This is a genomic window from Pedobacter sp. ASV28 (genome assembly GCF_016428855.1).
GTDB lineage: Bacteria > Bacteroidota > Bacteroidia > Sphingobacteriales > Sphingobacteriaceae > Pedobacter.
In genome coordinates this window covers 18620-32128 of sequence record NZ_JAELTN010000032.1, presented here as the reverse complement: position 1 = coordinate 32128, position 13509 = coordinate 18620, and the positions used below count along the sequence as shown (strand labels likewise).

General features: G+C 39.2%; 9 protein-coding genes. 7 read left to right on the top strand and 2 right to left on the bottom strand.

The annotated features are described in order from the left end of the window. The first annotated feature begins 1 nt into the window (after position 1). From JHD79_RS13045 to JHD79_RS13015, 7 genes are all read left to right on the top strand, one after another. Positions 2 to 1384 (top strand): TolC family protein, encoded by a 1383-nt coding sequence (locus JHD79_RS13045; protein ID WP_199119703.1) that lies wholly within the window; start codon positions 2 to 4, stop codon positions 1382 to 1384. Positions 1385 to 1386: 2 nt separating this feature from the next. Continuing rightward, positions 1387 to 2439, top strand: coding sequence for an efflux RND transporter periplasmic adaptor subunit (locus JHD79_RS13040; protein WP_199119701.1), 1053 nt, complete (start codon positions 1387 to 1389; stop codon positions 2437 to 2439). A gap of 24 nt (positions 2440 to 2463) precedes the next feature. Continuing rightward, entirely contained in the window at positions 2464 to 5505 is a 3042-nt protein-coding gene (locus tag JHD79_RS13035) for an efflux RND transporter permease subunit (RefSeq protein WP_199119699.1), read from the top strand. A 153-nt stretch (positions 5506 to 5658) separates the two neighbouring features. Then, a complete protein-coding gene (locus JHD79_RS13030; RefSeq protein ID WP_199119697.1) occupies positions 5659 to 9000 on the top strand; it encodes a M60 family metallopeptidase in 3342 nt (1113 codons plus the stop codon). 158 nt (positions 9001 to 9158) lie between these two features. Next, positions 9159 to 10202, top strand: a complete 1044-nt coding sequence (lpxK, locus tag JHD79_RS13025) for a tetraacyldisaccharide 4'-kinase (RefSeq protein WP_199119696.1) — start codon at positions 9159 to 9161, stop codon at positions 10200 to 10202. Next, entirely contained in the window at positions 10183 to 10998 is an 816-nt protein-coding gene (locus JHD79_RS13020) for a purine-nucleoside phosphorylase (RefSeq protein WP_199119695.1), read from the top strand. The genes lpxK and JHD79_RS13020 overlap by 20 nt, the downstream gene beginning before the upstream one ends. After that, positions 10998 to 13007, top strand: coding sequence for a putative porin (locus JHD79_RS13015; protein WP_199119694.1), 2010 nt, complete (start codon positions 10998 to 11000; stop codon positions 13005 to 13007). The genes JHD79_RS13020 and JHD79_RS13015 overlap by 1 nt, the downstream gene beginning before the upstream one ends. Positions 13008 to 13154: 147 nt before the next feature. Here JHD79_RS13015 and JHD79_RS22990 read toward each other — a convergent pair whose 3' ends face one another. Then, positions 13155 to 13343 carry a DUF6157 family protein gene (locus tag JHD79_RS22990; RefSeq protein WP_370583336.1) on the bottom strand — a complete coding sequence of 63 codons (189 nt, stop codon included), beginning with the start codon at positions 13341 to 13343 and terminating at the stop codon, positions 13155 to 13157. A 19-nt stretch (positions 13344 to 13362) separates the two neighbouring features. Then, a complete protein-coding gene (locus JHD79_RS22985; RefSeq protein ID WP_255533894.1) occupies positions 13363 to 13491 on the bottom strand; it encodes a DUF6157 family protein in 129 nt (42 codons plus the stop codon). Positions 13492 to 13509: the final 18 nt, after the last annotated feature.

Genomic DNA, 13509 nt, shown 5'->3' with positions numbered 1-13509 from the left:
AATGTTTACGCTGTTAATTTTTAGAAGAAAAATAAAGTCGATAGTTTTTTTTGTGTTATTGGTGGTATCGGGTATGCCGACAAGAGCTCAGGGTGTTTTGGATGGGTACATTAAGAAGGCCTTTGAGCAGAATATTGTATTGCAGCAACAAAACATTTCTTTAGAAAAAGCGCAATATGCCTTGAAAGCTGCGCAGAATATGTTTTTGCCAAATGTTTCTTTTCAGGGTGGCTATCAGACCGCAGATGGGGGGCGTAATATTCCTTTACCATTGGGTGATCTGTTGAATCCGATCTATAGTACCCTAAACCAAATTACTGGTACCAATGGTTTTCCTACATTGGAGAATCAATCCATAAATTTTCTTCCAAAGAACTTTCATGATGCCAAGTTACGCACCACTTTGCCCATTGTTAATACAGATATTTTGTATAATAAACGTATTGCCCAGCAACAATTGGCGTTGCAGGAATTTGAGGTGCAGATTTACAAAAGAGATTTGGTGAAAAATATAAAAACAGCCTACTTTAATTATTTGAGTGCATTGGAGGCGGTAGCTATCCATAAATCTGCTTTGCAGTTGGCAAAGGAGGGGCTTCGGGTTAATGAAAAATTATTGGAAAATGGAAAAGGATTACCGGCTTATGTGCTACGATCGCAGAGCGAAGTGGAAAATGAAAATGCCCAAGTGCTTGCTGCAGAACAGCAGGCAGTCAATGCCCGGTTATATTTTAATTTTTTATTAAATAGGGATGCGCAGGAGGGTATCGATGTAGATCTGAATGAACAGGCTAGCCTAGAAAAGGTAGGGGGGATACTGGCCAAACTTGATTGGACGGATGATAGGGAAGAACTTAAGGCCTTGGATCAGGTGGTGGCTATCAATAAAAATGTTCAAAAAATGAACAGTAGATTTGCAGTTCCAAAACTTGGCGCCTTTTTGGACCTCGGTACACAGTCTGAGGGCTTTAAGTTCAATGCCAATACGAGGTATTACATTGCAGGGCTGCAATTGGATATTCCAATCTTTTCAGGTAACCGTAACCATTTTAAAGTGAAACAAAGTAGCTTGGACCTGAAAAATGCGCAACTGAATGCGAATCTGGTGGCACAACAACTTAGACTTTCTACCCAAACATCGCAAAATAATCTTCGTGCAGCTTATCAGGTATACCTTTCTTCGCTTAAACAGCTGGAAGTGGCAGCTACATATCAGCGATTGATCGATAGGGGGTATTTGGCTGGCGTGAATTCTTTCGTGGAAAGCATAGATGCCAGAAATCAATATACATCGGCAAAAATCGCCGTAAATATTAATAGATATAAAGTATTTTTAGCGATGGCCGATCTAGAACGGGAAACAGCTTCATATTCAATAAACTAATCATGAAATCAAATATTTGTTTTGTTTTTTTACTCGGTGTACTACTCAATTTATGGGCCTGTGGGGGTCATGAAAATCGTGAAAAAGCAATTGTAGAACAAGATACTATTCCAGTTAAGGTGGCTTCGCTAAAAGAAGAAGATACCAATAATGAAATTGTGGCGTCTGGTTATTTTACTACCAATGATGAAACCATGCTATCTTTTAAAAACGGAGGTGTAATTAGCCGTATATATGTTAAGGAGGGAGATGCAATACAAAAAGGACAATTGCTGGCAACTGTAAACCCAACTGAAATAAGTGCGCAGGTTCAACAGGTAGAACTTTCTTACCAGAAAGCCGTTCGCGATTATCATAGGGCAGATAAGTTATTTAAGGATAGTGTGGCCACCTTAGAACAACTGCAAAATGCAAAAACGGCTCTTGAAGTGGCCAAACAACAATTGGAAGGTGCAAAATTTAACCAAAACTACACACAGATAAAGGCAACAAGCAGTGGTTTTGTATTGAAGAAACTGGCTTCAGAAGGACAAATTGTAGGGCCTGGAACCGCTGTTTTACAAGTCAATGGTGCAAATGATGGCCATTGGATTCTGAAAGTGGGCTTAAGCGATAGGCAGTGGTCTTCCCTGAAAGAAGGAGATAGGGCACAGATTAAAAGTGATGCCATTTCTCAGCCATTAAATGCGAAAGTGATAAGGAAAGCCGAAGCCCTTGATGCACAGAGTGGTACTTTTGGTATAGAATTAGGGATTACTGATGCTCAGCCAAAAGGTTTGGCTGCGGGTCTTTTTGGTAAAGCTAGTATTTGGCCTACAAAGAAACAAGCCGGTTATGTTATTCCCTATGATTCCCTATTAGATGGTGGGGAAAATGAAGGGTATGTGTTTGTTACAGATGATGATAAAACAGTTAAAAAGGTGAAAGTGCGGTTGGGGACGATCTATAAAGACAAAATCAAGGTAATTGATGGCTTAGAGCATGCAAAGTCGGTGGTCATATCTGGAAGCGCATATCTTACAGATGGTGCAAAAATCAAAGTGGTAAATAATTAGCAACGGGATCAATAAGATCATTGTATGAAGATATCAGATTACGCTGTAAAAAACTATCAGTTTACCCTAATAATGGTATTGATGGTAATGGCCCTGGGAATAACTACTGTTCTTAATATGCCGAGGGCTGAAGACCCAGACATGAATGCACCCAATTATCCGGTAGTGGTGGTGTATCCGGGAGCAAGTCCTAAAGATATGGAGGAGCTAGTGGTGAAACCATTGGAAAAGAGGATTTATGGTCTTGACGACATCAAAACACTTAAAACGAGCATTAGAGATGGACTTGCAGTTCTTTTTGTAGAATATAAATACAGCGTAAATGTTGATGATAAATACCAGGAGCTTGTTCGCGAGATCAATAGTGAAAGAGCCAATCTTCCACAGGAGATATATAGTATAGAAGTACAAAAGGTCAGTCCTTCTGATGTAAATATCCTTCAGGTTGCCCTGGTTTCTGAAAATGCTTCCAGAGATAAACTGAAGAATGCGGCAGAAAATCTGCAGGACCGGTTGGAAAAGATCACTTCTCTTAAAAATGTAGAAATTGTAGGCCTGCCAGACCAATTGGTTAAAATTGATTTGGACTTGGAACGATTGGCACAATTGCGTATCCCCGTAGCCAATGTGGCCAATGCCATACAGAGCGAAGTAGCCAATATCCCCGGAGGAAGTATCAATGCTGGGAATAAATCTTTTAATGTAAAAACCAGTGGCAGTTATGAGAGTTTAGATGAAATTAAAAATACTATTGTATCAAGTGCGGCAGGTAAGAACATTATTTTAAGTGATGTGGCCAATGTGTATTTGGACTATTCTCAAGAAAAGCACACCACCAGATTGAACGGCTTTAGGACGGTTTTTGTGGTGGCTGCACAGAAAAGTGGTGGTAATATTACCCAAACGCAAGAAGCTTATTTGCCCGTTCTGGCAGATTTCAAGAAGACTCTACCCCCAAACATCGATCAACATTTGATGTTTGACCAAGCAGATAATGTGAATAAGAGATTAGGCGGGTTGGGCCTCGATTTTGGGATAGCCATTCTGTTGGTGATGATTACCCTACTGCCTCTGGGAACCAGGGCCTCTTTGGTGGTTATGGTATCCATTCCTCTTTCTTTGGCCATAGGTATTATTCTGATTAATCTTTTAGGCTTCAGTTTAAATCAGCTTAGTATAGTGGGCTTGGTTGTTTCATTGGGGTTATTGGTAGACGATAGTATTGTTGTGGTTGAAAATATCGAGCGATGGATGAGGGAAGGACATGATCGGCTACAGGCTACCTTAAAAGCAACCAAACAAATTGGTTTGGCGGTAATGGGCTGTACAGCAACATTGGTAATCGCCTTTATGCCACTTATGTTTATGCCCGAGGCTTCTGGGGAATTTATTAGAAGCTTGCCGGTAGCGGTAATATGTTCTGTTGTTGCCTCTATGCTGGTTGCATTAACGGTAGTTCCTTTTTTGTCGAGCAAGTTGTTAAGGCCACATGCCGATGTAAACGGAAATATCTTTTTGAGAACTTTGCAGAAGATCATCCATGGTTCGTATGCAAAATTATTGGATAAGGCACTTCGCAAACCCTGGCTAACCATTTTGATCGCTATCGGGATCTTTTTAGGTTCTTTGGCTATCATTCCGGTAATTGGATTTAGCTTGTTTCCTTCATCAGAAAAGCCACAATTTATTATCAATGTTTCTACGCCTTTGCAATCTAATCTAAAGTATACCGATTCAATTACAAAGCAGTTGGAGAAGGAATTAAAAGAAATTCCAGAAGTGAAATATTTTGCCTCAAATGTTGGAAAGGGAAACCCTCGAATTTATTACAACCTTTTGCAACAAAATGAACGGAGTGATTTTTCTGAGATTTTTGTACTCCTCCATCCGGATATCAGAGCTGACCGTAAACTGGAAATTATTGAACAGTTGAGAAAACGCTGGACGCCTTATCTCGGTGCAAAAGTAGAGGTAAAGGATTTTGAACAGGGCCAACCCATTATCTCGCCTGTGGAGGTTCGCGTTTTTGGTGATGATCTTGATACGCTGCGGGACTTAGCGGCCAAGATTGAAAAACTATTGTTGAAGACTGAAGGGACCATGTATGTCAACAATCCTTTGAAAAATCTGAAGTCTGATATCAAGGTGGAAATTAATAAGGAAAAAGCATTGTCATTAGGTGTGCCCATGATCAACATAGACCGAACGGTTAGAATGGCTGTGGCGGGGTTTGAAGTAGGCAAGTACCTTAATCCAAAATCAAGTGGAGACGATTATAATATTTTATTGACTACCAGGCATTCTTCAGATCCAGACCTGAGTGTTTTTGATAATCTGTATGTTAATAATGTACAAGGAGCTTCTATACCGTTATCACAGATGGCCAGTCTAAAGTTGGAAACTTCGGCATTGAGTATTAACCATCATAATAAAACCAGAACCATTTCAGTGAATTCATTCGTTCAAAAAGGCTTTCTGAATGATAAGGTCATCAAAGATGTGGAAAGCAAAATGAAGCAGATGAAGCTTCCTGAAGGGTATAGTTTTGCCATGGGTGGAGAAGTAGAAAGTAGGAACCAGTCTTTTGGAGGTTTTGGTAGCATTATCTTGGTTACATTATTCATGTTTATTGCGGTGCTGGTATTAGAATTCAAGACCTTTAAGAGCACACTCATTGTATTATCGGTAATTCCGTTGGGCATTGTTGGGGCGGTTTTGGCCTTATTGGTTACCGGAAACTCACTGTCATTTGTAGCGACTATAGGTATTGTGGCTTTAGCGGGCATTGAAGTTAAGAATACAATTCTATTGGTCGATTTTACTAATCAGTTGAGGGCGGAAGGAATGGCGTTGAATGAGGCTATCGAGCAGGCGGGCGAAGTTAGGTTTCTGCCCATTATTCTGACAACTTTGACCGCTATTGGGGGCTTGTTGCCCATTGCATTATCAAGTAATCCTTTGATATCGCCGTTGGCCATTGTCATGATTGGGGGTCTGATTAGCTCTACCTTATTATCTAGGATTGTAACGCCTGTTGTTTATAAGCTTATGCCCCCAAAAATTTAGTGATGTAAGCTTATTTTAGAGATATTTTATATTTAGGGTAATTGTAAATAGCCTTCTGGTTATGTATCAAACGTTTGTGCGGAGATATTCCGGGGGGAAGGTTAGTTTAAAATTATTTTTGTTAGAGAATAACTTAAACCAACCAACCTACCTATGAAAATTTTTGTACTACTTACCTTTTTTGCTTTGTTGAGCATGAGCGGTTTTGCCCAGCAATTTGAGGTGCCGGTATATAGTGCGGGCAGCAAGCGACCTTCGCAATCAGGCGCAGATATCTATAAGTGTTTAGATGGGGATGTCAATACAGCCTACCATTCCAGCTGGACATTAAATGCTATTCCAGATACGGTTGATTTCTATTTTTTAAATGCAAAAAGCATAAATGCCATTAAGTATACTCCACGTGCCACCGGAACAAATGGGGTTTGGCAAAGTATAGAAGTCTACCATACTACAATTGATGATCCAGCAAATTTTGTGAAGGACCATACTTTAACCTGGGCGTTAAACAATGCGGTAAAGAACATTAACTATACAGGCTCCGGTATAGTTAAGCCATTTATCATCAGGTTTGTTATTAAGGCTGCTGGGGGAAATTTCTCAAGCTGTGCGGAAATGAATTTTTATGCTTCAGAAGAAGGAACATTGCCAACAGCATCGGCCTGTGTACTACCTACAACAGGCTTGCAGGCCATTCAGGATACCAAAATTGCCATTTCAAGCGGCAGTTCTACAGAAAACAATTCTACCAGCGAGAATATAGCGAAAACCTATGATAATAATCTGGCTACAATTTATCATTCGAAATATACGAATAGCACGTTCCCGGCCAACCCTATTAATCTTACCTATAATTTTTCTGGGAATAATCAGATCGATTATCTTATTTACACCCCTCGACAAGATGGATCGCCAAATGGAAACTTTGGGACAGGAGAAATTTGGTATAAGATTGGCACGGGATCGTTGATTAAAATGATGGATTTTGATGCGGAAATGAAATCGTCGCCCACCAGAATAACCTTTACAACTCCCCTTGTTAATGCCAGTCAGATTGTGGTAAAGGTCAAATCGGGAGGAAATAATTTTGTGAGTTGTGCAGAGATGGCATTCTATACAAAAAGTAATGCGTACCTAAATATAGCCAATGATGTGTTTGTAGATAATATGTATGCAGAACTCAAACCAGGGGTAACACAGGTACAAATAGATGCTGTTTCATCTGATTTTTTCAGAGGCTTGGCGACTTGTATCTACAACAATACCTATGATAAAAAGTTTAGAATACAAGACTATCAGGTTTATCCGGTGGTGGCAAGCACTGCAGCAGCCCTTAAGACAAGCGCCTATAATCAATTTGAAAATCCAACGGGTATAGCATTTAAGGCAAATACAAAGGCTGTAATTATTGTCGGTCCAACTGCGGGTGTTTACCCCTCGCTAAAGGTCAAGAATTTTGCTTTGGACGATAATGCCACCTTGAACAGTTATGTACTAACAGAAGGAATAAATGTTATAGATATTTTAAAAGATGGTTTAGGCTACATAGATTATTATAGCAATAATTCATCTCTACCTACTATCCGCATTAATATTGCCACGGGAGATGTGAATGGCTATTTTGATCCAACAAGAGATACCGCTAATGATTGGGTAAAATACTTAACTAATGGGGTTTATCCAAAACTAGATATAGTAGGTAAATATGTTAACTTCAACTATGATAAAAAAAGTCTTTTGGGCAATTCTGCAGATGGAGGGGAAGCTCTTGTGGCAGCATATGACGAGATCGTCGAATCCCAGTACACATTAATGGGATTGAAAAAATACAATCTTATACCAAAAAACAAGATGTTTGTTTATTCTGCCTACAATGGAGGCCTTTATGCAGGAGGCCAAGGGGCGCATTTTGACCTGACCTGGGGAGAAGCAAATTATACAAATGCCTATGGTGTTAATCAGGATCCTTGGGGCATTGCACACGAACTGGGACATGTAAATCAAGTGAGGCCTGGTATGAAATGGGTAGGAATGGCAGAAGTGACCAATAATTTTTATTCCTTGTGGAGCCAATATAATAATGGTAGGATATACAATAAGAAAGCCACTCGATTGGAAAAAGAGGCCGACGTGGTGAGAACGGGAGAAGGCAGTATTGTGGGAGGAAAAATCAATGCCCATTTATTTAATTCGTACGTTAATAAGCTGCATGTGCAGAATAATGTGAATTTGATTAACCTTGTTCCCTATTGGCAGTTGATGCTATATTACCAATTTGCGGGGGCAAGCAAAGGCTTGCCTACATTAAAGGAAAGGCTGGCGGGTGCTCCAGCACCAACCAACAACCAAGTTGATGTGGCCTATTGGTTGCCAGATGTTTTCCAGAAAGTGAGGAATACAAACGAAACGTCTCTTTCTAATGGAGAGCTGCTACTCAATTTTGTGGTGAATGCCTGTGATGCGGTGAAAGAAGATCTCACAGATTTCTTTATCAAGGCAGGTTTCCTGATCCCTGTAGATCGCTTGATAGATGATTATGGAACACAGAATTTAAAGGTGACCCAGCAGCAGATAGACAATACCATTGCGGCAATAAAAGCCAAGAATTATCCTAAGCCCATATCGCCGGTGATCAATTATATTTCTGCCAATAGCCTCGGTAGTTATAAGAATATGTTGCCGGTTAGCGGGCAGGCAATGGTTGGGGTTACCCTGATAACGGGAACTGTTCCCACCCTAAGGGTAGATGCCACCAAGTGGTTGAATGTCGCTGCTTTCGAAACCTATAATCAAACTACACTGGTTGATGTGGCTATCTATGGAACGGGAGATGCTTCTGCAGATAATACCACTACCACTGTTCGTTATGCAGATGGTGCCAGCAGTGTTTATGCGGTAGGATTTGATGGCACGCGCAAATTAGTGTACCCAACAGTTGATCCTGCAAATGTTTTGGTCTTGCCAGTTCATTTAACTGGTTTTAAAGTGGAGCGAGCCTCCAAAGGCGCACTTTTAAAATGGTTTACCAGTTCGGAAAACAACAATAAATTATTTGAAATTCTTAAAAGCACAGATGGGATCAAATTTTCGAAAATAGGAGAAAAAGAAGGCAATGGCACAAAATTAATAGCTTCGGATTATCAATATTTGGATAGGAGCTTTCAAAAATCCGCTTATTATAAGTTGGTACAGATAGATTTTGATGGTAAACGTACTGCTTTTGACGATCAGGTAATATTCATGAAAGGATTGGATAAGGAAGAAGAATGGAGTATTTATCCCAACCCGACCAACTCCAAAATTTTTATTCATCTGGGCAATACTGATGAGGCAGTGGTTAAACTCATAGATATTACTGGTAAAGTGATACAAAATGTACATACTGGAGTGAATAGGCCATTGGAAATGGACTTGTCTGGAATAGCTAAGGGCGTTTATACTTTACAGGTGCTGGATAGGAAGAGCATTCGAACGAGAAAGGTTGTTAAGAACTAAAGCCGTTTAGCTCTTAATTTAGAGGGTTCAAGATTCTCATTCTCCGTTTTCATTGGCCTTAGGTTAATTATTGAATTACTGAGACGAGAAAAGATCATTTTGGTCCCTCTTTTATTATTCCCATTCATTTAAATATTACTTACTTTTGGAAATATTGCATGCTAAAATATTTCCGCATTTTATTATTTCCTTTTAACCTGGTTTACGGACTGGTGGTTTATGCCAGAAACAAATGTTATGATTGGGGTATCTTCCAATCTGTTTCTTTTGATATTCCTGTCATCTGTATTGGGAACTTGGTAGTTGGCGGTGCTGGAAAAACGCCTACAACCGAATATTTGGTGCGCTTATTATCGGATTACAAAATTGCCATCTTAAGTAGAGGCTATGGCCGTAGAACCAAAGGTTTTGTACTGGCTGATGTTCATTCGACTGCACAAACCATAGGGGATGAACCATTACAGTATTACCGAAAATTTAAACAGGTTACCGTAGCAGTCTGCGAAGATAGGGTAAGGGGAATAAATCAGTTAAAAGACCATCATGATGTGATCTTGTTAGATGATGCCTATCAGCATAGGGCGGTAAAGCCCGGTTATAGTATTCTTTTGTTTGAATTCTCGAAGCTCCAGTCCTTTCAGTTTTTATTGCCAGCCGGCAATTTAAGGGAGCCTTTTTATGCTGTTGAAAGAGCTCAGTCCATCTTGATTACCAAATCGCCAACGTTGTTGACTGCAGATTTAAGAAATAACATCGAACAAAAATTTAACTTAACGATCGAGCAACAACTCTCTTTTTCTTCCATTAGGTATGGCGAACCAATCCATTTACTCGATGGGAGCGTGATGGATAAATTTTCGCATCAACATGTTTTTCTTTTAACTGGCATTGCCAACCCAGCCCCCCTGATCGGCTATTTAAAGGAGATGCCAACAGTTGTACATACCTTTATCTATGCTGACCATCATGATTTTAGTAGGCATGAAATAGAAAAACTGGTTTCGGCCTATAAACAGCATCCAGCTAAAGAAAAAATAATAATTACAACAGAAAAGGATAGTCAACGTTTATTAGATGATAATTTAAAAGATTTACTGTTAAATTTGCCTATATATTATCTGCCAATTGCAATTGAATTGCAAGAGCTCGATAAAAATGATTTTGACCAAAAAATATTAGACTATGTCGCAAGCGCTAAATGACTCAATAAAATATATCAAAAATAAGATAGGTGATTTTGAACCTGAAATAGGTATTGTTCTGGGAACAGGTCTGGGTGGCTTGGTGAATGAAATTGAAATAGCGCATAGCATCATGTATTCAAGCATACCCAACTTTCCAATTTCCACCTTGGAGTTCCATTCAGGAAAGTTGATATTCGGTCTGTTGAAAGGCAAAAAAGTGATTGCTATGCAGGGTCGTTTGCATTATTACGAAGGTTATAGTATGCAGCAGATTACCTTCCCCATTAGGGCCATGAAATTGCTGGGCATTAAACATTTGTTGGTGTCAAATGCTGCGGGTTCATTAAATCCTGATTTTAAAAAAGGAGACCTGATGATTATTAACGATCATATCAACCTACAGCCGGAAAGTCCATTAAGAGGTCTCAATGATGAAGCGTTTGGACCACGCTTTCCAGACATGAGCCAAGCTTACAGTAAAGATTTGATTGCCAAAGGACTGAAAATTGCGAAGGCTGAAAATATAAACTGCCATCAGGGTGTTTACGTTTCTGTAACTGGCCCAAACCTGGAAACAAAGGCAGAATATAGATATCTACGCATAATTGGAGGTGATGCAGTGGGCATGAGTACGGTACCGGAAGTTATTGTCGCCAATCATATGGGCTTACCTGTATTTGCCATTTCTGTATTGACAGATGAAGGTTTTCCAGAAGATCTGCAGCCAGTAAGCCTCGAAGAAATTATTGCTACGGCTTCGAAAGCAGAGCCAAAGATGACCTATATTTTGAGTCAGCTTATTTCTACGCTATAATGCAGAAAATACTCATATCAGTTCTGTTTTGCTTCTTTGTGCTAGGCATGTCCAGTGCTTTTGCTCAAGATTTAAAGACTTCTGTGGCCAATAATAAAGAACTCGATTCGCTTCGAAAAAAAGAAGAGGGTGGCGGAGATACGGTAATCTTTACTTCTAAATATATTCGTTACACCACACGTAAACTTACTAAGGACAGCATACAGACTTTACCGATTGATACGAGCTTAACAGGTATACAAAATTTCAGTGTCATTGCCCAGCCAAGAAATCCGACCGTTGGAACAGGATTGATAGGTTTGGCTGCTATTCCTTTATTGTTCGAACCCCTTAAAACCATTGGGTTTGATGCTGGCTTTCATTCTCTTGATTTTTACAAGCTTACACATGATGATGTTAAGTTCTATCGTGCCCGTTCACCATTTACCAGCCTTTCTTATGTAAGTGCTGGAGATAATGTGCAGGTGCTAAAAATCATCCACTCCCAGAACATCAAGAAGAATTGGAATTTTGGCGCCAATTTCAATAGGATAGGCGCTAATGGCTTTTATACACACCAACGCGGAGATGATCTTAATGCAGCCCTGTTTACTTGGTATCAAACGCCCAATAAAAGATATAATATTTGGGTAGACGCGGTATTCAATACCTTGAAGGCACAAGAGAATGGCTCTATTCTTAAAGATACCATTTTCAATTCAACCAGTGACCTCTTGGTTGATAAAAAAGCAGAAAGTGTGCGCTTAAATACTGCAAGGCAATTATATAGGGATAATTCTCTAATGATTAGACAGAGCTATTTTGTTGGACGTATTGACAGTACAACGAATAGCATGTCGCAAAATATTCTGCCGACCAATAAAATCACACATACTTTTGTATATACTAATAGCTCTTATAACTTTAAAAAGGATGAGACGGATACGTATGGTGTTTTTCCGTCAACGGCTACAGCAGACCTGGTCTTTACCAACGACACTACGAATGTAAAACATATACAGAATGAATTTATATATACCTTTTTTCTAAGGGCGAAAGGAAATTCGATCATAAAGAATGAACTAAAAATAGATGCAGGTATCAGAAGTGATCTATATAACTTCAAGCAATATGTGATGCAGAGAGATGGCTCTATTTATTATGCAAGAACTTTTAATGCCAATAATACCACCTTGTTGGGTGCTTTAGGTTATCGGTTTAGTAATAAGGTCGATTTTAATCTCGATATTCAGCAGATATTTCAGGGCAGACAGGCTGGTGATTTTTTATATGAGGCAAAAAGTAATATACTGTTGGGCAATAAGGCGGGCAAGATTGTATTTGGAGCCTACCTGCAAAACAAATCGCCCGAAGAACTATATAATAGATATGTTGGAAATCATTATGTTTGGGATAGTAGGGGAGATCTTTCAAGGACCAAGACCGCTAATTTTACCTTTGCATACCTGAATAATTATTTAAAGCTAGATGCCAGTGCTTCTTATTATCGCATTAGCAATTACCTTTATTTTGTGTCATCTGATGTAGTGCCGCAATCTATTGTTCCTACTCAAGAAAGTGGGGATATTAACCTGTTGCAAATCAAGGTTGGGAAGCATATCGATTTGGGAAGCTTTCATTTTAATGCTTATGGTGTCTACCAAAAAACAGATTATCAAAGTCTTTTGCGTACCCCAGAAATTTATCTTTTTGCCAGTGTTTATAAAGATCAAACCTTTTTTAAATACCTGAAAACGCAGATAGGTTTTGATGTTTTCTACAATGATACTTATATCGCTAAATCCTATGCGCCAGCAGTTAGCCAATTCTATAATGGGGAAGCAGTGACCTTCGGTTCTAAACCGGTCATTGATGCTTGGATTAAAGTAGGTTTACGTAGGGCTAATCTTTTCATTAAATATGACTATTTGAACCAACGTTTATTTAGTAATGGCTATTATACCATAAACCGCTATCCCATGCCCGATAGGCTATTGAAATTTGGGGTAACTTGGAATTTCTATGATTAAATAGGATGATCGGTTTTCATAGAAATGTATAGCGCAAACTTTTTATAAGACGTTTAAAAACCTGTAACAGTTGCTATTTACTGGAACGCATGGCTTTTAATATGTTTAAATTTTTGTTTTCAGCAAAGGCCATATAAGCCCCTTGTTTCACGGCCATACAGTGCTATTTTTTCCTTCATGATCGCTGTGTATTCCCCATCCATAACGTTTCGTTAAAGGAGAAGCCCTTAGGCATGCTTGTCCTTTTGAGAACAATAACTTCCTTGCTTCTTCCATTTCTTGGACAACTAGGCTCTTACGTTTGGCATAGACTTGAAAAAGTACATTGTCTGATATTGGTAGCGATGGCTGTTTATTAAATCAAACTGTAGACTGCTATGGTAGGACTATTGTCCTTGTGCTTAGGGACTTCTCCTTTTGCCGCTACACAGTCATCAGCTACCATAATGAAGGTATCCTTATAATTGGTGGTATGTATATTCATCTTTGTAAATCTTATTTT

What these genes read in the sequence shown, in the direction of transcription:
- JHD79_RS13045 (WP_199119703.1), top strand. Translation starts at nt 2, where the DNA reads ATGTTTACGCTGTTAATTTTTAGAAGAAAAATAAAGTCGATAGTTTTT.
- JHD79_RS13040 (WP_199119701.1), top strand. Translation starts at nt 1,387, where the DNA reads ATGAAATCAAATATTTGTTTTGTTTTTTTACTCGGTGTACTACTCAAT.
- JHD79_RS13035 (WP_199119699.1), top strand. Translation starts at nt 2,464, where the DNA reads ATGAAGATATCAGATTACGCTGTAAAAAACTATCAGTTTACCCTAATA.
- JHD79_RS13030 (WP_199119697.1), top strand. Translation starts at nt 5,659, where the DNA reads ATGAAAATTTTTGTACTACTTACCTTTTTTGCTTTGTTGAGCATGAGC.
- lpxK (WP_199119696.1), top strand. Translation starts at nt 9,159, where the DNA reads ATGCTAAAATATTTCCGCATTTTATTATTTCCTTTTAACCTGGTTTAC.
- JHD79_RS13020 (WP_199119695.1), top strand. Translation starts at nt 10,183, where the DNA reads ATGTCGCAAGCGCTAAATGACTCAATAAAATATATCAAAAATAAGATA.
- JHD79_RS13015 (WP_199119694.1), top strand. Translation starts at nt 10,998, where the DNA reads ATGCAGAAAATACTCATATCAGTTCTGTTTTGCTTCTTTGTGCTAGGC.
- JHD79_RS22985 (WP_255533894.1), bottom strand. Translation starts at nt 13,491, where the DNA reads ATGAATATACATACCACCAATTATAAGGATACCTTCATTATGGTAGCT.